The sequence below is a fragment of the Streptomyces sp. NPDC048192 genome (assembly GCF_043202415.1).
Classification (GTDB): Bacteria; Actinomycetota; Actinomycetes; order Streptomycetales; family Streptomycetaceae; genus Streptomyces.
The window spans coordinates 209,177-226,758 of record NZ_JBIDAL010000014.1; the positions used below are offsets into that span (position 1 = coordinate 209,177).

Genomic DNA, 17,582 nt, shown 5'->3' on the forward strand with positions numbered 1-17,582 from the left:
CCCCTGGAGTAGTACCCCCATGTCCCACACCCCCCACGTCTACGACTACGTCGTCATCGGCGGCGGCACCGCGGGCTCCGTCATCGCCTCGCGCCTCACCGAGGACCCCGACGTCACCGTCGCCGTCATCGAGGGCGGCCCCAGCGACGTCGGCCGCGACGACGTCCTCACCCTGCGCCGCTGGATGGGCCTGCTCGGCGGCGACCTCGACTACGACTACCCGACGGTGGAGCAGCCGCGCGGCAACTCCCACATCCGGCACAGCCGCGCCCGCGTCCTCGGCGGCTGCTCCTCGCACAACACCCTCATCTCCTTCAAGCCGCTGCCGTCCGACTGGGACGAGTGGGAGGAGGCCGGCGCCAAGGGCTGGGGCGCCGTCCCCATGGAGGCCTACTACGCCCGCCTGAAGAACAACATCGTCTCCGTCGACGAGAAGGACCGGAACGCCATCGCCCGCGACTTCGTCGACGCCGCCCAGGCCGCGCTCGGGGTACCCCGCGTCGAGGGCTTCAACCGCAAGCCGTTCACCGAGGGCGTCGGCTTCTTCGACCTCGCCTACCACCCCGAGAACAACAAGCGGTCCTCGGCCTCGGTGGCGTACCTGCACCCGGTGATGGACGAGCGCCCCAACCTGACGATCCTGCTGGAGACCTGGGCGTACCGGCTCCGGATCACCGGGGGCCGGGCCGAGGGCGTCCACGTGCGCACCAAGGACGGCGAGGAGCTGCTGGTCCGCGCCCGCAGCGAGGTCGTGCTGTGCGCGGGCGCCATCGACTCCCCGCGGCTGCTGCTGCACTCGGGCATCGGCCCCCGCGCGGACCTCGAGGCCCTCGGCATCCCGGTGGTGCACGACCTGCCCGGCGTCGGCGAGAACCTGCTGGACCACCCCGAGTCGGTCATCGTCTGGGAGACCCACGGGCCGATCCCGGAGAACTCCGCGATGGACTCCGACGCGGGCCTGTTCGTGCGCCGCGACCCCGCACACGCCGGACCCGACCTGATGTTCCACTTCTACCAGGTCCCGTTCACCGACAACCCCGAGCGCCTCGGCTACGAACGCCCGCGGCACGGCGTCTCCATGACCCCGAACATCCCCAAGCCGAAGAGCCGCGGCCGCCTGTACCTGACCAGCGCCGACCCGTCCGTCAAGCCCGCCCTGGACTTCCGGTACTTCACCGACGAGGACGACTACGACGGCCGGACCCTGGTCGACGGCATCCGCATCGCCCGCGAGATCGCGAAGACCGAGCCGCTGGCGGGCTGGCTCAAGCGCGAGGTGTGCCCCGGGCCCGAGGTCCAGGGCGACGCCGAACTGAGCGAGTACGCCCGCAAGGTCGCGCACACCGTGTACCACCCGGCCGGCACCTGCAGGATGGGCGCCGCCGACGACGAACTCGCCGTAGTGGACCCGGAGCTGAGGATCCGCGGCCTCGACGGCATACGCATCGCCGACGCGTCCGTCTTCCCCACCATGACCGCCGTCAACCCGATGATCGGGGTGCTCATGGTCGGGGAGAAGGCCGTCGACCTGATCGGAGGTGACGTCCGATGACCCTCACCGTGCCCACCCGCAAGCCGCCCACCACCGACGCCCCCGTGTTCTCCGTCTCCGGGCTGTGGAAGGTCTTCGGCCCCAAGCCGGACCGGATCCCCGCCGACCCCGAACTGGCCGCACTGGAACCCGCCGAGCTGCGCACCCGCACCGGCTGCACGGCGGCCGTCCGGGACGTCTCCTTCGACGTGCGCAAGGGCGAGGTCTTCGTCGTCATGGGCCTGTCCGGCTCCGGCAAGTCCACCCTGGTGCGCTGCCTCACCCGCCTCATCGAACCGACGGCGGGCACCATCTCCATCGACGGCGAGGACGTCCGCGCGATGGACCGGGCCCGGCTGCGCGAACTGCGCCGGCACCGGGCCGCCATGGTCTTCCAGCACTTCGGCCTGCTCCCGCACCGCACGGTCCTCGACAACGTGGCCTACGGCCTGCAGATCCAGGGCGTCGGCAAGGCCGAGCGGCGCGCGCGGGCCGCCGAGGTCGTCGCCAAGGTCGGCCTCGACGGCATGGAGCAGCGCCGCCCCGGCCAGCTCTCCGGCGGCCAGCGCCAGCGCGTCGGCCTGGCCCGCGCCCTGGCCGCCGACCCCGAAGTGCTGCTGTTCGACGAGCCGTTCAGCGCCCTCGACCCGCTCATCCGGCGCGACATGCAGGACGAGGTAGCCCGCCTGCATCGCGAGGAGGGCCGCACGATGGTCTTCATCACCCACGACCTCTCCGAGGCCCTGAAGCTCGGCGACCGCATCGCCCTGATGCGCGACGGCAAGGTCGTCCAGCTCGGCACCCCGGAGGAGATCGTCGGCTCCCCGGCCGACGACTACGTCCGCGCGTTCGTCCGCGACGTACCGCGCGAACAGGTCATGACCTGCCGTACGGCCATGCGCCCGGCCGCCGCCGAGGACCCGGACCACGGCCCCGCGGTCCGCCCCGAGGCGACGGTCGCCGAGGCGATCGAGGCGGTGGCCCGCGCCGGCGCGCCCGCACGGGTGATGGACGAGGGCCGGTGCCTGGGCGTGGTCGACCACGAGCGGCTGCTGGCAGTGGTCTCCGGCGTGGCCACCCTGCCCTCCCCCCGCACCAGCCCGGAGGCCGTCTGATGGCAGCGCTCACCGTCCCGGCCTCCCGCACCGGCACCCCCCGCGTCCTGAAGAGCCGCACCGCGGGCAAACTCCTCCTGCTCGCCCTGTTCGCCGCGGTCCTGGCGCCCTGGGCCGCCGGCCACTGGCCCGGCGCCGCCTGGCCGCACGAGCTGACGGTCAGCGTCACCAAGCCCCTCACCGGCGCCAGCGACTGGGTCATCGACCACCGGGACAGCCACCCGCTGTTCCTGTACTTCCTCGGCCACCTCAGCAACGCCGTCGTCGTGGCCGTACGCGCCGTCTACCTCACCCTCCTCGCCGCGGGCTGGCCCGGCGTCACGGTCCTCGGCGCCCTCGTCGCCTGGCGGGTCGCCGGCCCCCGCCTCGCCGCCGGCACGGCCGTCGCCTTCCTGGCCTGCGGCGCCCTCGGCATGTGGGTCCCGACCATGCAGACCCTCGCCCTGATGGTGGTCGCGGTCCTCGCCTCCGTGGCCGTCGGTGTGCTCCTCGGCCTCGCCGCCGGCCTGTCCGACCGCATGGACCGCGCCCTGCGCCCGGTCCTGGACACCATGCAGGTGCTCCCCGCGTTCGCCTACCTCCTCCCCGTCGTCCTGGTCTTCGGCATCGGCGTCCCCGCGGCCGTCCTCGCCACCGTCGTGTACGCCGCCCCGCCGATGGCCCGCCTCACCGCCCTCGGCCTGCGCGGGGCCGACCCCGAGGTCCTGGAGGCCGTGGAGTCGCTCGGCGCGACCCGCCGCCAGCGGCTGCTGACCGCCCGCATCCCGCTGGCCCGGGCCGAACTCCTCCTCGGCCTCAACCAGACGATCATGATGGCGCTGTCCATGGCCGTCATCGCCTCGGTCATCGGCGCCGGCGGCCTCGGCGACCGCGTCTACCAGGCGCTCGCCTCGGTCGACGTCGGCCAGGCCCTCGCCGCCGGCATCCCCATCGTGCTGCTGGCGGTCGTCCTGGACCGCGTGACGGCGGCGGCCGGAGCGGCGGACGACTCCGCCGCCCGGCCGAAGACCGTCGGCTGGGTCTACGCCCTCGCCGTGACCGTGGCCGCAGCGCTGGCCGCCCGGCTCCTCGGCCGCCTGGACTGGCCGTCCGGCTGGACGCTGGACATCGCCGCACCGGTCGACCGCGCGGTGGACTGGATGACCAACCACCTCTACTCCGGCGTCCCGGTCGTCGGCGGCACGGCCGACTGGGCCGGCCACTTCACCACCTGGGTCCTCGACCCGGTGCGCGGCGGCCTGGAGTGGCTGCCCTGGTGGTCGGTGCTGCTGATCGTCGCCGCCCTGGCCTGGACGATCGGCACCTGGCGCACCGCGCTGACCGCCGTCCTCGCCATGGCCGCGATCGGTGTGCTCGGCGTCTGGCAGCCCGCCCTCGACACGCTCTCCCAGGTGCTGGCGGCCGTCGCCGTGACGCTGGTCCTCGGCTTCGCGACCGGCATCGCCGCCGCCCGCAGCGACCGCGTCGAACGCGCCCTGCGCCCGGTCCTGGACGTCTTCCAGACCATGCCGCAGTTCGTGTACCTGATCCCGGTCGTCGCCCTGTTCGGCGTGGGCCGCGCCCCCGCCGTCGCCGCGGCCGTCGTCTACGCCCTGCCGGCCGTCGTCCGGATCACCGCGCAGGGCCTGCGCCAGGTCGACCCGGCCGCGCTGGAGTCGGCGCGCTCGCTCGGCGCCACCGGCCGGCAGCAGCTGTGGCAGATCCAGCTCCCGCTCGCCCGGCGGTCGTTGCTGCTCGCCGTCAACCAGGGCGTCGTCCTGGTCCTCGCCGTCGTCATCATCGGCGGCCTGGTGGGCGGCGGCGCCCTCGGCTACAACGTCGTCTTCGGCCTGGCCCAGGGCGACCTGGCGACCGGTCTGGTGGCCGGCGCCGCGATCGTCTGCCTGGGCCTGATGCTGGACCGGGTGACCCAGCCGACCGGGCGACGCGCCAAGAAGGGAGCCTGACATGCGACGCCGTACGACCACCGCCGTGCTGGGCTCGCTGGTGCTGCTGACCGCGACCGGCTGCGGCGCCGCCGACATGACCAAGCAGGCCTCGCCGTTCGCGAACGCGGGCGGCACGAAGTCCGTGACCCTCTCCGTGCAGTCCTGGGTGGGCGCGCAGGCCAACGTGGCCGTCGCCCAGTACCTCCTTCAGCACGAGCTCGGCTACCACGTGGACACCGTCCAGGTCGACGAGGTGCCCGCCTGGGACGCGCTCAGCCAGGGCCGGGTCGACGCCCTCCTGGAGGACTGGGGCCACCCGGACCAGGAGAAGCGGTACGTCGAGGACAAGAAGACGATCCAGCGGGCCGGCGGCCTCGGGGTGACCGGCCACATCGGCTGGTACGTCCCCACCTACCTCGTCAGGCAGCACCCGGACATCACGAACTGGAAGAACCTCGACAAGTACGCCTCCCTCTTCCGCACCGCGGAGAGCGGCGGCAAGGGCCAGCTGATGGACGGCTCCCCGTCCTACGTCACCAACGACAAGGCCCTGGTGAAGAACCTCAAGCTGGACTACCAGGTCGTCTTCGCCGGCTCCGAGGCCGCCCAGATCACCCAGATCAAGCAGTTCGCCAAGGAGAAGAAGCCCTTCCTGACCTACTGGTACGCACCCCAGTGGCTGTTCGAGAAGGTCCCCATGACGGAGGTGAAACTGCCGCCGTACAAGGAGGGCTGCGACGCGGACGCGGCGAAGGTCGCCTGCGCCTACCCGCACACCCCGCTGCAGAAGTACCTCAACGCCGGCTTCGCCCGGTCGGGCGGCAAGGCGGCGGCCTTCCTGAAGAAGTTCCGGTGGACCACCGAGGACCAGAACGAGGTCTCCCTGATGATCGCCGACCGGAAGCTGTCCCCGCAGGACGCCGCGAAGAAGTGGGTGGACAGCCACCCTTCCGTGTGGAAGAAGTGGCTGTCCTGACCACCGCTTCCGGGGCGGGCCGGCGGCCTTTGGTCACCGGTCCGCTCCACCGGCGGTGACCAGGAGCGGTGTCACGCGGTTAACCCTTCGGCCCATGCCCGAGGGAGGCGCTCGTGATCTACACGCGCAGGAACGTCAACACGCTGACCCGTGCCGAGCGGCGGCGGTTCGTGGCCGCCGTCCTGGAGGTCAAACGCCGCGGAGAGTACGACGAGTTCGTGCGGACGCACATCGCGTACAACTCCAGCGACGGTGAACACCGGCTGCGCACCGCCCACATGGCGCCCTCCTTCCTGCCCTGGCACCGCAAGCTCCTGTTCGAGTTCGAGCAGGCGCTGCGCCGGGTGGACGCGTCGGTGACGGTGCCGTACTGGGACTGGACGCGGGACCGCTCGCCGCACTCGGTGCCGTGGACCGATGATCTGCTCGGCGGCACCGGGCGGCGCTCGGACCGGCAGGTGATGACCGGCCCGTTCGCCTACCGGGCGGGCCACTGGAAGATCACCGAGAACGTCACCGACGTGCCCTACCTCACCCGCGACCTCGGCCGCCCCGCGAGGCCCTTCGACCTGCCGACCGGCCGCGACCTCGACTCCGCGCTGGCCGACCCCGTCTACGACACCTGGCCCTGGAACTCCGAGTCCACCAGGGGCTTCCGCAACCGGCTCGAGGGATGGGGCAGCGGCCGCGGCAGCGCCTCCTGGCTCAACCACAACCGGGTGCACCACTGGGTCGGCGGCGTGATGCTCAGCGCCGCGTCCCCCAACGACCCGGTGTTCTGGCTGCATCACTCCTTCGTCGATCTGCAGTGGACCCGCTGGCAGTTGCGCCACCCCGGGCACCGCTACCTCCCGGCTCTGCCGCCGGGCCCGCGCGACCCGCAGCACGGCCGGATCGTGGCGCGGGACGAGCGGCTGCCGCCGTGGAACGTCACACCGGCCCAACTCGAGGACATGAGCGGGATCTACCGCTATGAGTGACGCCGGACCGGGCGTCGCTTCCGCGTTCGAGCTGTCACACGTCCCGCTGAAAACCCGGCGACACAGCGGCCTCCGCTCGCGAACGGCGTCCCCTTGATCAAGCTGGTGTCTTCTGCGAAGGAGACGCCACCGTGCGAATTTCTGACATCCAGCGCTGCGAGGTCCGGCCCGGGCGGCTCGTCGAGTGGAGGTTCAGCCCGGCGACCATCGCGGCCGCGGCAGCGCTGCCCCCCGATCCCCGGCCGCCGGCGTACATCCAGGAGTCGCACATCAGGACGGCGCGCTCGGTGCGCGAGGACGGGCTGTTCGTACCGACCTGGCTCGGCACCGCGTTCGACCTGCCGGGCCGGGCCGATCTCGACGCCCTGCAGGAGGCGTTGCGCGGCTGGACGCTGCGCCACGAGACCCTGCGCAGCGGCTTCCGGTGGGCCGGCGACGACATGCACCGGTTCACGCTCGACGAGCACGACGTGTCCCTGCACCGCGAGGTGATCGGCGACTTCACCGACGCGGACGCGCTGACCCGGTACCTCCAGGACCGGTTCGATGCCGCGGCGGACGCGCTCGGCTGGCCGAACCTCATCTACGCGGCGGTCCTGCGCGAGGACTCCACCAGCGTGTACATGGCCTTCGACCACACCAACGTCGACGCCTACTCGATTCACCGCATCCCGGCCGAGGTGCACGAGCTGTACACGGCGGGCGTCACCGGACGGCCTGTCAGCACGCCGCCGGTGGGGAGTTACGTCGACTTCTGCGAGCAGGAGCGGACCAACGCCGACGGCATCGACGACACCCACGCGATCGTCGCGCGCTGGCGGGAGTTCATCGGCCGCTGCGACGGCAGGCTCCCGGAGTTCCCCGTCGACCTCGGAGTGCGGCCCGGGGGCGCGCTGCCCACCCAGAAGCTGATGTGCGAGCCGCTCGTCGGCGCGGACGCCGCCGCCGCGTTCGAGGCGTACTGCCGTCCCTACGGCGGCAGCCTGGTCGGCATCCTGGCGGCGACCAGCCTGATCGTCCACGAGCTGGGCGGGCAACCGGTCTACCGCACCGTGGTGCCGTTCCACACCCGGATGAAGTCCGCGTGGTCGGACTCGGTGGGCTGGTACGTCGGCGGCGCACCGATCGAGATCCCCGCGGCGGGGGACCTGACGGAAGCGCTCGGCGCGGTCCGCGCCGAACTGCGGGCCAACCGGACGCTGGCCCGTATCCCGCTGGCCCGCGTACTGCGGCTGCTGGGCGCGGACTTCAGGCCGACCTCGCCCGACATGTACTCGATCGTCTCCTACGTCGACGCCCGGGCCGTCCCCGGCGCGCACGCCTGGGCCGACCAGAAGGCGTACGGGCTGATCCGGGTGTCGTACGGCGACCAACTGTGCGCCTGGGTCAACCGGTTGCACGAGGGACTGTGGTTCGCCTGCCGCTACCCGGACACGGACATCGCGTACAAGAACGTGCGGCGGTATGCCGAGGCGCTGCGCGATCTGATCCTCTCCGCGCCCGCGGCCGATCGTCCCCGGCTCGCGGAGCTGGCGCTGTCCTGACGCAACTTTCTTCCGATTCACCCGTGTTGGGCAATGCCGACAGCGGATGCGGAGCCCTCGCGCCACTACTGTTAGTGTTCGCACAGTCGCAGTAAGCAACCAGTTCCGCAGCAAGAGCAAAGGACCGAGGGTTCCATGCGCAAGCTTCAGAAGGTCGTGATCGCAGCAGTGGCGGCCGCCGGCGGACTCTCCGCCATGGGCGCCGTACCCGCCGTGGCCGACGCCTACGACAGCGGACCCCAGGTGTCCGACGTCTACCGCCCCTACCAGGAGTGCAGCCCGCAGACGGTGTCCGAGAACGACGTCCCGGTCGGCGTGCTCGGCCTCGCCGGCACCCTGGACACCAACTGCCACCAGTACAACAACGCGTTCACGGGCTGAGGCCGGCGGCCACTCATCAACGGAAAGCGGATCAGATGATCAGCGGGAAGAAGATCGCGGCCGTCACGGGAATCGTCGGCGGCATCGTCGCGGCCTGCGCCGGCCTCACCCCGGCGTACGCCGCGGCGGGTCCGGGGGCCTGTACGCGCAATCTCATGGGCGACCTCACCTGCACCCAGCGGATCAAGGGGCAGGTCCCCGAAGGCGGCGCCCTGCCGCACCAGGAGACCTGCAAGCCGGTCCAGCCGGTGCTGCTGCCCGCCTTTCTCGGGCAGGGGCAGGAGCGGCTCGGGCCCACGGTGACCTGCTCTCCGGAGACGGTCGGAGTGGCGCCCCCGGAGGCTGCCGAGCAGACGGCGCCGGCGCAGCGGGTGCCGGACCAGGACACCGCCGACGACTCCGCGTTGGGCCCCCTGGGCCGGCTGCTGCCGATCGACCCCACCTGACGCCGATACGGCAGATGGGGGCCGACGCGCGAGACGCGGGCGCGGATCCTTCATTGACTACAGATGGTGTGTATATGCTCACGGTAAGTAGTCAACCCGGGCCTTCCGCCTGGACACGAAAGGGTCATTCCATGCGTAAGTTTCAGCGCGTCGCACTCGTAGCGGCTGCCGTCGCCGGGCTCTCCTTCTTCGGCGCCGGGGTCAGCTCCGCCGCCGGCGGCGAGGACGCGCCTCCGCAGATCACCGCTGTCGCCAACTCGTCGGCCAACGCCGTGGCCGTCGGTGGCGGTTACTACACCGTGCCGCAGGACAAGGCGCAGGGCGAGCCGCAGGAGCAGGGCGACCACGGGCCCGAGCAGGGTGGCGACCAGGGTGGCTACGACCAGCACCAGGGCGACGAGTAAGGGCCACTGAGGCCACAGCAGCCCGGACGCGCGTCGGCACCGCTCGGTGTGCGCGTCCGGGCTGCGGCATGTCCAGCCGCGGCCAGGCCGGCCGCGGCACGTCCAGAGAGGGACACCCCATGTTCACTTCACGGAAGATCGCCACCGTCTCCGCGCTCGCCGGCGGCCTCGCCGCGCTCTGCGTCGGCGCCGGGCACGCCTACGCCGACGGCTCCCCGGGCGACTGCAGGACCACGGCGCAGGGCGGCACCGTCTGCGTGCACAAGAGCGAGACCCGCACCGACGGCAACGGCGCGCACATCCTCAAGCAGGCGCAGGACTGCTCGACTTCGGACCGCCCGCGGCTGGTGCTCCCCGACGACCGGCTGACGGAAGGCGGTTCGGATCGCGTGGGAGAGGTCGTGGACTGCTCCAACACGGCAAAGCTGCCCAAGGGCTTCAAGAGGCCGCACATCGAGCTCTGAGCGCCGTGCCGCGCGTCTCCCACGACGACGCGGTACACACACAAAAATCCCCGGTATTCCCGGCCGAGGCCGGAAATACCGGGGATTTTGTTTCTCGCCTACTTGAACGAGTTGTTGCAGCCCATCGTGGAGCCCAGGGAGGACTGCTGGGCGCCCGAGTTGCCCTCGCCGTTCAGCAGGTTGCCGCCCAGGCCGTTCAGAATGCCGACCTCACCGAGGATGTCGACGTTCCCGTCGTGCGAACGGCAGGTGCTGCTCTGCGAGATCTGGAATTCGTCGCCCTTGCCCCCGCCCTGGCCGGCGTGGGCGGTGCCGGCGCCCAGGAGGCCGAGGCTTCCGAACGCGGCGAGAAGGACAGCGGTGGTGCGGAGCTTACGCATGTGATCTCCGATGGAATGAAGGGGGGATGCGATTCTGAGAGATCGCTATCTGTGCCATAAAGGCTGATACGAAATTTGTCCAACGGGGCGGGCGACGCGCCGAACGCGAGTGCATTTCCCGCCGGGGAGACCAGTCGGCGCACACGAATGGTCCCGGCACCCGGCCTGCCGGCCCGGTGCCGGGACCAGTTCACTGTCCGGCCGCGGTTCAGAAGGCGCTGTTGTTGCAGCCCATGGTCGAGCCGAGGTTGGTGGCCTGGGCGCCCGGGTTGCCCTCGCCGTTCACGGCGCTGCCCAGCAGGCCGTTGAGCAGGCCGACCTCGCCCAGCACGTCGAGGTTCAGGTCGTGCGACTTGCAGTGGGAGCTCTGCGTGATGTTGAACCGGTCGCCGTGGTCCCCGCCCTTGCCGTCGCCCTGACCGCCCGCGTAGGCGGTGCCGCTGACGAGGCCGATGCTGCTGAGCGCGGCGACCAGGACGGCAACGTTGCGAAGCTTGCGCATGTCTTCTCCGTGAGTGTGGGGGTGCGATCTGTGGAGATCGACTTTTACAGTGCCGGAGATTAGTAGGAAATATGGCATAACCGGCAGCGACGCGCCCGCTGGTTTGATGGATCGTCAGAAACACCCGAAAGCCGCAGTCCCGTCACATGAGAACGGGCCCGTCGGCGGTGAAATCCGAAAGGCCCGTACTCCAGGAGCTGTTGGCGAGTTTCAGCCCTGCCGCTGGGCGCTGGCGAGCGCGTTCGACTGGCTGTTGGCCTGCGTGCAGTCGACGCCCCGCGTCTGCGCGGCCGCGAGGACGGCGACCGGGATGTTCGCGTCCAGCAGGTTCTGCGGGCTGCACTCCTGGTACGGCCGGAACACGTTGGACTGCTGCACCGGTCCGCCCTGGTTCACCTGCGGGGCGGGCGAGGTGATCTGGGGGCTGATCTGCGGGTTCAGCTGCGGGTTGAGCTGCGGGGCGACCTCGGTGCCCCGCTGCGGGGAGGTCTGCTGCGGGGTGCCGTACGTCTGCGCGGTCGCCTGCGCGCTGGTGGCGGAGGCGGCCTGCGCGTCGGGCTGCGACACCGGAGTCGGCGCGGCGCCGGGATAGGCGGGGGCGGCGGAGCTTGGGCCGGCGCCGACGGCGGACAGACCGCCGGCTGCTGCGACGATGAGCGCGACCTGATGGAGCTTGCGCATGGAATCCTCGGCCCTTCATTGACCTGTGCACGGAATCTGATGAAACGACCAACGAGGCGGCGCTACCGGCTTTTTGCTGCTGCCCTGAGCGGTGCGACGGACCATCGTTCTCGCCCTGTGGCGAACGACGCGCGCCTGAGACCGGATACGGACACCGCGCCGTGGTCACCCGTTTGCCGCAAAGGAGAATGCCCGCTGCCATGCCGCCGTGCGCGGCAAACGGGTGACGGGCGTGACGGCGGCCGTGACCGCGGCCGGGCGATGCTCGTTCCAACGCGGAGAGGACAGCGGCTGCGGACCTGAATCGGGGGCCATGGCGAATCGCTGTCGGATCCGATGCGAAGTCCGCGTGCCGCTCCAGGAGTTCGGCTGCTGGAAGTGCAGTGCGATCAACGCACCGACCGCACGCGCGACCGCATTGAAAGCAACGGGATTCCCCTATTCAGGTACCGAAGGGCCGAGGGTTTCATGCGCAAGCTTCACAAGGCCGCGCTCGTTCTGGCAGCGGCCAGTGGTCTGTCCGCCATCGGCGCCGGCGTCAGCCATGCCGACGCTCCCGTCGGATATGGCGGTGCAGCTCCGGCGCCGGCTCCGGATCAGCCGGCTCCCCAGGCCGCACCCCCGGCACCCGCACCCCAGCAGGCCGGTTACGCCGCCGGCACCACGCAGGGCTCCGCACAGGCCACCGTGCCCGCGGCGCCGCAGCCGCAGTACCAGCCGCAGTACGCGCCGCCGCCCCAGTACCAGCCGCAGCCTGCTCCGCAGCCCCAGTACCCGCAGCAGCAGACCGGGTACGCCGCCGCCTCCGCGTCGTCGCAGGGCTTGGCCCAGGCCACCGCCCAGCCCTACCCGCAGCAGGCCCCGCCGCCACCGCAGTACGCACCGCCGCAGTACGCACCGCCGCAGTACGCACCGCCGCAGTACGCGCCGCAGCCCGCTCCGGCGCAGGTCGTGCCTCAGGTGATGCCTCAGGTCGCCCCGCAGGTGGCCATGCCCCAGGGCTTCACCCCGGATGCGCCGATGCGTGTCACGCCGCAGGTCAACCCCCAGCTGAACCCGCAGGTGAACCCGCTCGTCAACCCGATGCTCGGGCCGCCGAGCGTGCCGTCGCTGGCGCCGGTCGGCCTCGGCCAGGTCGCGGCGCCGCCCGTCGGCCAGCTCGGTCTTCCCCGGCTCGGCTGACGCCTCGTCCGTCCTCGACCCGCAGTCCGATCGCCCGCAGTCCGATCGCCCGTATCACGATCGCTCATATCAACGGAGTATCCATGCGCACCTTCCAGAAGGCAGTCCTCGTGGGCGCCGCCGTCATCGGCAGCGTCTGCTCCCTCGGTGGCACCACCGCCTTCGCACACGGCGAGCCCGGCCACGACATCGACGTCACGCAGGGCACCGAATGCCGCTCGCACGACATGAACATCGAGGTGCTCGGCAGCGTCGGCGCCCTCACCGGCCTGGCGGGCAACCTGCTGAACGGCGAGGGCAACCCGGGCGCCCAGCAGAGCCACCTCGGCTCCGACATGGGCTGCAACAACCAGGCCTTCTGAGCGACGCAAGCGGCTCACGGGCCCCCGGGAGGAAGCAGTCTCCTCTCGGGGGCCCGTGAGCCGGCGACGCATCGGCCCACCAGCCCGTCACGGGCAAAAGGCTGAAAAACCACCACTTTTTTCTCTTCGTTTGCGTTTCACCGGGCGCGGGTGAGTGCCCGCTACGCGTCTGAAAGGGCAGGAACCCATGAAAAGGGTCACCCGGAACAGTGTGATCGCCATCGCCGTCGCCTCCGGGGCGATGGCAGTCGCGGGAACGGCGCACGCCGACTCCGCCGCGGACGGCGCCGCGAACGGCTCGCCCGGCGTGCTCTCCGGCAACAACGTGCAGGCGCCGGTGAACGTGCCGGTGAACGTGTGCGGGAACACCGTGGACGTCGTCGGGCTGCTCAACCCCGCGATGGGCAACCGCTGCGCCAACACCGGTCACGCGAGCACGGGGAAGGCGGGCTCCGCCACGTCCGGGACGGCGGGCTCCACCGCGTCGCACCCGTCGGGCTCGCACCGGACCGGCTCCCACGAGACCGGCTCCCACGAGACCGGCCGGCACGAGACCGGCTGGCACGAGACCGGCTGGCACGTGACCGGCCAGCACAAGGGCGGCGGGCACAAGAGCGGTGGGCACCGGGCGGGTTCGGGGACGCCGGGCTCCATGACGTCGGGCGGCGCCGAGGCCGTCGGCGTCGCCCATGACTCGCCGGGCCTCATCTCCGGCAACGGCCTCGGACTGCCCTTCGATCTGCCGCTGAACCTCAGCGGCAACACCGTCGACGTGGTGAGCGCCCTCAACCCCGTCTTCGGCAACGAGTCCGTCAACGGCTCGGACGACAGCGACCAGCCCGTCCGGTCCACCCCGCGGACCCACCGGCCGCACACCCCGGCCAAGGCCCACCCGCGGCCGGCCCGCTCCACCACCGTCGTCACGCCGTCGACGGCCACGCTGGCCCACACCGGAACCAGCCCCTGGGTGCCGGCCGGGGTGAGCCTGGCGTTCGTGACGGCCGGAGCGGTCCTCTACCGCCGCTTCCGCCCGACCGCCTAGCGGAGTCCGGCGGCGATGTCCCGCAGGGCCGCGGCGGCGCGCCGCTGCAGCCCCGGGCCGAACGTGACGCGAGTGGCCCCGAGTTCGCCGAGACCGGCGGGCGAGGGGCCCTCGCCGTCCAGGCGGGCCAGCATGTTCAGCGGGCCCTGGATCCCGGCCCGCAGCAGGGGCAGCACACCGGTGGGGGCGAGGATCGGATAGACGCAGTCCGCGCCCGCCGCGACGTACAACGCGGCCCGCTCGACGGCCTTTTCGGGATCCTTGTCGCCGAGCGCGAAGGTGTCGACGCGGGCGTTGACGAACAGCCGGTCGGCGGCGGCCGAGCGGACCTCGGCGAGGTACTCGGCATGCTCGTGCGGGTCCTTGAGGACACCCCCGGCGGAGTCCTCGAGGTTGCAGCCGACGGCCCCCGCCTCCAGCAGCCGCTCCACCAGCTCCTTCGGTGCGAGTCCGTACCCGCCCTCGACGTCCGCCGACACCGGAACCTCGACCGCCCGCGCGATCCGGGCGACCGCGGCGAACATCTCGTCGGCGGGCGTGCCCCCGTCCGCGTACCCGAGCGCGGCGGCCACCCCGGCGCTGGGCGTGGCCAGCGCCGGGAACCCGGCCTCGGCGAAGATCCGCGCACTGGCCGCGTCCCAGGGGCCCGGCAGGACCAGCGGGTCGCCCTGGGGGCGGTTGCGGTGCAGCGCGCGGAACGTGTCCACCTTGCTCACGGCCGGCCCCCTCGCGGGACGCGGCGGCGAGCCGGCCGGGTCGGGCTCACCCGCGCTGCCCGGGCTGGTAGTGGCCCGGGGTCATCCGGGTGGCCACACCGAACCGGTTCCAGGCGTTGATCACCGTGATCGAGGCGATCAGCTGGGCCAGCTCGGCCTCCCCGAAGTGCTTGGCGGCCGTCTCGTACACCTCGTCCGGGACGAAGCCGTCGGTCAGCACGGTGATCGCCTCGGTCAGCTCGATCGCCGCCAGCTCCTTCTCTGTGTAGAAGTGCCGCGACTCCTCCCACGCGCTGAGCTGCACGATCCGCTCCACGCTCTCCCCGGCCGCGAGCGCGTCCTTGGTGTGCATGTCGAGGCAGAAGGCGCAGTGGTTGAGCTGCGAGGCGCGGATCTTGACCAGTTCGTACAGCTTCGGGTCCAGCCCCTGCCTCGCCGCGGCGTCCAGGCGGACCATCGCCTTGTAGACCTCGGGGGCGTGCTTGGTCCAGGCGAGGCGCGGGGCCTGCTCGGCGGCGTACTCGGTGTTCTCCTGTGCAGTGGTCATGCCTCGACCCTAGGAGCGAGGCAGCCCAGGAGTATGGTCCATTTCCATGGCGGAATCATGGGCCACTCTGGGCGTCGACCTGCATCTGGAACCGGCCGGCTCCGGCGGCCTGCGCCGGGGCCTGACCGACGCGCTGCGGGAGGCCGTACGCACCGGCCGGCTGGCCCCCGGCACCCGGCTGCCCTCCTCCCGCACCCTCGCCGCCGACCTCGGCATCGCCCGCAACACCGTCGCCGAGGCCTACGCGGACCTGGTCGCCGAGGGCTGGCTCACCGCCCGGCAGGGCTCCGGCACCCGGGTGGCGGAGCGGGCCGCCGCGGCGGCGCCGGCCCCCGCGAGCGCCCGGGGCGCGGACGGCAGCGGTCCGGCCGCCCACCGCCCGGCGCCGGCCCGCCCCCGGTACAGCCTCGTCCCCGGCACCCCCGACCTCGCCGCGTTCCCGCGCACCGAGTGGCTCAGGGCCGCCCGCCGCGCCCTCGCCGGCGCCCCGTACGACGTCCTCGGCTACGGCGACCCCCGCGGCCGCCCCGAACTGCGCGCCGCCCTCGCCGGCTATCTCGCGCGGGTGCGCGGCGTGCGCACCGACCCGGACCGCGTGCTGATCACCTCCGGGTTCGCGCACGCCCTGCGGATCACCGGCGCGCTGCTGCGCTCGCGCGGCGTGCGCACGGTGGCGGTCGAGTCGTACGGCCTCGACGCGTACTGGGGCGTGCTCCAGCGGGCCGGGCTCGCCACCCCCGCGCTGCCCTACGACGCGCTGGGCACCGACCCGCGGCAGCCGGGCGACGCCGGGGCTGTGCTGCTGACCCCCGCGCACCAGTTCCCCATGGGCACGCCCCTGCATCACGAGCGGCGGGCCGCCGTGATCGACTGGGCGCGGCGCACCGGCGGCCTGATCCTGGAGGACGACTACGACGGCGAGTTCCGCTACGACCGCCAGCCCGTCGGCGCCGTCCAGGGCCTCGACCCCGACCGGGTGCTCTACTTCGGCACCACGAGCAAGTCCCTGGCCCCCGGACTCCGCCTGGGCTGGATGGTCGTCCCGCCGTCCCTCGCCGAGGAGACGGCCGCGGCCAAGGGCGCCGCCGACACCGTGGGCGTCCTCGAACAGCTCACGCTCGCCGAGTTCATCACCTCCGGCGCGTACGACCGCCACGTCCGCTCCGCCCGGCTGCGCTACCGGCGCCGCCGCGACGCCCTCGCCGCCGCCGTCCGCGCCCGCGCCCCCGAAGTTACGGTCACCGGCATCGCCGCGGGCCTGCACGCGGTGCTGCGCCTGCCGGCGGGCATGGAGCAGTCGGTGGTCCAGGCCGCGACCTGGCAGGGCCTGGCCCTGCACGGCCTGTCCTTCCACCGCCACCCCGAGGCCGTCGCCGAGCCGCTGGACGCCCTCGTCGTGGGGTACGGCACCCCGCCGGACAGCGCCTGGGCGGGCGCCCTGGACGCGCTGTGCCGGGTGCTGCCGTAGCAGCAGGCAGGGGGGAGAAGAGGGCGCCGCCTCAGCCCTCCTCGGCGGCCGCCACCGGCGCCTCGCCGAAGCGCGCCAGCGCCAGCGCCCCCGCGACGGCCACCGCGAATCCCAGCACCGCCAGCCAGGCCAGCCCCTCCCGGGTGCGGTCTCCGAGCCACACCACGCCCACCGCGGCGGGCCCGATCGTCTCCCCGATCACCATCCCGGCGGTAGCGGTGGTCACCGAGCCCCGTTGCAGGGCCGACGTCAGCAGCACGAACGCGGCGCCGCCCCCGACGAGCAGCGCGTAGGCCGCCGGGTTGGTCACCAGGTCCGCCGGCGCCAGGCTGCCGATCAGCCGGACCGACACCTCCACCACCCCGAACCCGAAACCGGCGCCGAGCCCGAGCAGCAGCGACCGCGCCGGCCCCGACAGCCGCCCGCCCGCGAGGGCCAGCAGCAGCATCCCGGCCGCCACGGCCAGCATCGCGTACCGCAGCGGGTCCGAGCCGCCCTCACCGCCCTCCGGTCCGGACGCCAGCCCCAGCATCGCCAGCCCCGCGCACACCACGGCCACCGCGCCCCACTCCGTGCCGCTCAGCCGGACCCGCAGCAGACGGGCGGCCGCCACCGCCGTCACCGCCAGGCTGGACGCGAGGGCCGCGCCGACCGCGTAGATCGGCAGGGACCGCAGCGCCGCGATCTGGAACAGGAAGCCCAGCCCGTCCAGCGCCAGCCCGGCGATGTACCGCCACTGCCGCAGCGCCCGCAGCAGCAGGGCCGCCTCGCCGCCCCCACCGCCACCGGCCTGCCGCGCGGCCACCGCCTGCAACACCGTCGCGGTGCCGAAGCAGACCGCCGCGCCGAGGGCGCACACCATTCCGAGGAGCACGACAGTGACTCTAGGTGAGCGCAGGCCCGGCCGGCCGCCGCGGCCGGTGCTCTTACCGT

20 protein-coding genes are annotated in these 17,582 nt (G+C 72.5%); 14 read left to right on the plus strand and 6 right to left on the minus strand.

From position 1 onward, the window contains the following. Positions 1-19 precede the first annotated feature (19 nt). From ACGFZN_RS28925 to ACGFZN_RS28970, 10 genes are all read left to right on the plus strand, one after another. Complete coding sequence (locus ACGFZN_RS28925; protein ID WP_393861400.1) at positions 20-1,552, plus strand: GMC family oxidoreductase; 1,533 nt, start codon at positions 20-22, stop codon at positions 1,550-1,552. Beyond that, a complete protein-coding gene (locus tag ACGFZN_RS28930) occupies positions 1,549-2,646 on the plus strand; it encodes a glycine betaine/L-proline ABC transporter ATP-binding protein (RefSeq protein WP_393861401.1) in 1,098 nt (365 codons plus the stop codon). Before ACGFZN_RS28925 ends, ACGFZN_RS28930 begins: the two co-directional genes overlap by 4 nt. Continuing rightward, complete coding sequence (locus ACGFZN_RS28935; protein WP_393861402.1) at positions 2,646-4,592, plus strand: ABC transporter permease; 1,947 nt, start codon at positions 2,646-2,648, stop codon at positions 4,590-4,592. The genes ACGFZN_RS28930 and ACGFZN_RS28935 overlap by 1 nt, the downstream gene beginning before the upstream one ends. A gap of 1 nt (position 4,593) precedes the next feature. Further along, a complete protein-coding gene (locus tag ACGFZN_RS28940; protein WP_393861403.1) occupies positions 4,594-5,550 on the plus strand; it encodes an ABC transporter substrate-binding protein in 957 nt (318 codons plus the stop codon). Positions 5,551-5,663: 113 nt separating this feature from the next. Further along, entirely contained in the window at positions 5,664-6,530 is an 867-nt protein-coding gene (locus ACGFZN_RS28945) for a tyrosinase family protein (protein ID WP_393861404.1), read from the plus strand. A 131-nt stretch (positions 6,531-6,661) separates the two neighbouring features. After that, on the plus strand, positions 6,662-8,074 hold the full coding sequence (locus ACGFZN_RS28950; RefSeq protein ID WP_393861405.1) for a condensation domain-containing protein: 1,413 nt from the start codon (positions 6,662-6,664) through the stop codon (positions 8,072-8,074). A 135-nt stretch (positions 8,075-8,209) separates the two neighbouring features. Next, positions 8,210-8,455 carry a hypothetical protein gene (locus ACGFZN_RS28955; protein ID WP_393861406.1) on the plus strand — a complete coding sequence of 82 codons (246 nt, stop codon included), beginning with the start codon at positions 8,210-8,212 and terminating at the stop codon, positions 8,453-8,455. 35 nt (positions 8,456-8,490) lie between these two features. Beyond that, on the plus strand, positions 8,491-8,901 hold the full coding sequence (locus tag ACGFZN_RS28960) for a hypothetical protein (protein ID WP_393861407.1): 411 nt from the start codon (positions 8,491-8,493) through the stop codon (positions 8,899-8,901). Positions 8,902-9,032: 131 nt separating this feature from the next. Further along, complete coding sequence (locus ACGFZN_RS28965) at positions 9,033-9,305, plus strand: hypothetical protein (protein WP_393861408.1); 273 nt, start codon at positions 9,033-9,035, stop codon at positions 9,303-9,305. A gap of 119 nt (positions 9,306-9,424) precedes the next feature. Further along, positions 9,425-9,769, plus strand: coding sequence for a hypothetical protein (locus tag ACGFZN_RS28970; protein ID WP_393861409.1), 345 nt, complete (start codon positions 9,425-9,427; stop codon positions 9,767-9,769). A gap of 98 nt (positions 9,770-9,867) precedes the next feature. On the opposite strand, the gene ACGFZN_RS28975 is transcribed toward ACGFZN_RS28970, so the two are convergent. From ACGFZN_RS28975 to ACGFZN_RS28985, 3 genes are all read right to left on the minus strand, one after another. Further along, positions 9,868-10,149 (minus strand): hypothetical protein, encoded by a 282-nt coding sequence (locus ACGFZN_RS28975; protein WP_393861410.1) that lies wholly within the window; start codon positions 10,147-10,149, stop codon positions 9,868-9,870. 208 nt (positions 10,150-10,357) lie between these two features. Then, positions 10,358-10,651 carry a hypothetical protein gene (locus tag ACGFZN_RS28980; RefSeq protein ID WP_393861411.1) on the minus strand — a complete coding sequence of 98 codons (294 nt, stop codon included), beginning with the start codon at positions 10,649-10,651 and terminating at the stop codon, positions 10,358-10,360. A 210-nt stretch (positions 10,652-10,861) separates the two neighbouring features. Continuing rightward, on the minus strand, positions 10,862-11,332 hold the full coding sequence (locus ACGFZN_RS28985) for a hypothetical protein (protein WP_393861412.1): 471 nt from the start codon (positions 11,330-11,332) through the stop codon (positions 10,862-10,864). Between the two features lie 468 nt (positions 11,333-11,800). Between ACGFZN_RS28985 and ACGFZN_RS28990 the strand changes: the two genes are divergently transcribed. The 3 genes from ACGFZN_RS28990 (at position 11,801) to ACGFZN_RS29000 (ending at position 13,918) form a co-directional block, all read left to right on the plus strand. Beyond that, positions 11,801-12,514 carry a hypothetical protein gene (locus ACGFZN_RS28990; RefSeq protein WP_393861413.1) on the plus strand — a complete coding sequence of 238 codons (714 nt, stop codon included), beginning with the start codon at positions 11,801-11,803 and terminating at the stop codon, positions 12,512-12,514. 83 nt (positions 12,515-12,597) lie between these two features. Continuing rightward, the gene (locus ACGFZN_RS28995) at positions 12,598-12,876 is read left to right on the plus strand and encodes a hypothetical protein (RefSeq protein ID WP_393861414.1); all 279 of its coding nucleotides are present in this window, start codon (positions 12,598-12,600) and stop codon (positions 12,874-12,876) included. Between the two features lie 187 nt (positions 12,877-13,063). Continuing rightward, complete coding sequence (locus tag ACGFZN_RS29000; protein ID WP_393861415.1) at positions 13,064-13,918, plus strand: chaplin; 855 nt, start codon at positions 13,064-13,066, stop codon at positions 13,916-13,918. Here ACGFZN_RS29000 and ACGFZN_RS29005 read toward each other — a convergent pair. Next, positions 13,915-14,634, minus strand: coding sequence for an isocitrate lyase/phosphoenolpyruvate mutase family protein (locus tag ACGFZN_RS29005; RefSeq protein ID WP_393861416.1), 720 nt, complete (start codon positions 14,632-14,634; stop codon positions 13,915-13,917). The two genes, ACGFZN_RS29000 and ACGFZN_RS29005, sit on opposite strands and share 4 nt — an antisense overlap. 46 nt (positions 14,635-14,680) lie before the next feature. Next, on the minus strand, positions 14,681-15,181 hold the full coding sequence (locus ACGFZN_RS29010; RefSeq protein WP_393861417.1) for a carboxymuconolactone decarboxylase family protein: 501 nt from the start codon (positions 15,179-15,181) through the stop codon (positions 14,681-14,683). Between the two features lie 46 nt (positions 15,182-15,227). Here ACGFZN_RS29010 and ACGFZN_RS29015 point away from each other — a divergent pair, with 46 nt between their 5' ends. Continuing rightward, positions 15,228-16,649, plus strand: coding sequence for a PLP-dependent aminotransferase family protein (locus ACGFZN_RS29015; protein WP_393861418.1), 1,422 nt, complete (start codon positions 15,228-15,230; stop codon positions 16,647-16,649). Positions 16,650-16,680: 31 nt separating this feature from the next. On the opposite strand, the gene ACGFZN_RS29020 is transcribed toward ACGFZN_RS29015, so the two are convergent. Then, complete coding sequence (locus ACGFZN_RS29020) at positions 16,681-17,511, minus strand: DMT family transporter (protein WP_393861451.1); 831 nt, start codon at positions 17,509-17,511, stop codon at positions 16,681-16,683. Between the last annotated feature and the right edge of the window lie 71 nt (positions 17,512-17,582).

Excerpts from the sequence above, each read along its gene's own strand:
- ACGFZN_RS28935 (WP_393861402.1), top strand. The coding sequence starts at position 2,646 with ATGGCAGCGCTCACCGTCCCGGCCTCCCGCACCGGCACCCCCCGCGTC.
- ACGFZN_RS28930 (WP_393861401.1), top strand. The coding sequence starts at position 1,549 with ATGACCCTCACCGTGCCCACCCGCAAGCCGCCCACCACCGACGCCCCC.
- ACGFZN_RS28955 (WP_393861406.1), top strand. The coding sequence starts at position 8,210 with ATGCGCAAGCTTCAGAAGGTCGTGATCGCAGCAGTGGCGGCCGCCGGC.
- ACGFZN_RS28985 (WP_393861412.1), bottom strand. The coding sequence starts at position 11,332 with ATGCGCAAGCTCCATCAGGTCGCGCTCATCGTCGCAGCAGCCGGCGGT.
- ACGFZN_RS28995 (WP_393861414.1), top strand. The coding sequence starts at position 12,598 with ATGCGCACCTTCCAGAAGGCAGTCCTCGTGGGCGCCGCCGTCATCGGC.
- ACGFZN_RS29010 (WP_393861417.1), bottom strand. The coding sequence starts at position 15,181 with ATGACCACTGCACAGGAGAACACCGAGTACGCCGCCGAGCAGGCCCCG.
- ACGFZN_RS29020 (WP_393861451.1), bottom strand. The coding sequence starts at position 17,511 with ATGGTGTGCGCCCTCGGCGCGGCGGTCTGCTTCGGCACCGCGACGGTG.
- ACGFZN_RS28990 (WP_393861413.1), top strand. The coding sequence starts at position 11,801 with ATGCGCAAGCTTCACAAGGCCGCGCTCGTTCTGGCAGCGGCCAGTGGT.
- ACGFZN_RS28980 (WP_393861411.1), bottom strand. The coding sequence starts at position 10,651 with ATGCGCAAGCTTCGCAACGTTGCCGTCCTGGTCGCCGCGCTCAGCAGC.
- ACGFZN_RS28965 (WP_393861408.1), top strand. The coding sequence starts at position 9,033 with ATGCGTAAGTTTCAGCGCGTCGCACTCGTAGCGGCTGCCGTCGCCGGG.
- ACGFZN_RS29015 (WP_393861418.1), top strand. The coding sequence starts at position 15,228 with ATGGCGGAATCATGGGCCACTCTGGGCGTCGACCTGCATCTGGAACCG.
- ACGFZN_RS28960 (WP_393861407.1), top strand. The coding sequence starts at position 8,491 with ATGATCAGCGGGAAGAAGATCGCGGCCGTCACGGGAATCGTCGGCGGC.
- ACGFZN_RS28975 (WP_393861410.1), bottom strand. The coding sequence starts at position 10,149 with ATGCGTAAGCTCCGCACCACCGCTGTCCTTCTCGCCGCGTTCGGAAGC.
- ACGFZN_RS28940 (WP_393861403.1), top strand. The coding sequence starts at position 4,594 with ATGCGACGCCGTACGACCACCGCCGTGCTGGGCTCGCTGGTGCTGCTG.
- ACGFZN_RS28925 (WP_393861400.1), top strand. The coding sequence starts at position 20 with ATGTCCCACACCCCCCACGTCTACGACTACGTCGTCATCGGCGGCGGC.
- ACGFZN_RS28970 (WP_393861409.1), top strand. The coding sequence starts at position 9,425 with ATGTTCACTTCACGGAAGATCGCCACCGTCTCCGCGCTCGCCGGCGGC.
- ACGFZN_RS29000 (WP_393861415.1), top strand. The coding sequence starts at position 13,064 with ATGAAAAGGGTCACCCGGAACAGTGTGATCGCCATCGCCGTCGCCTCC.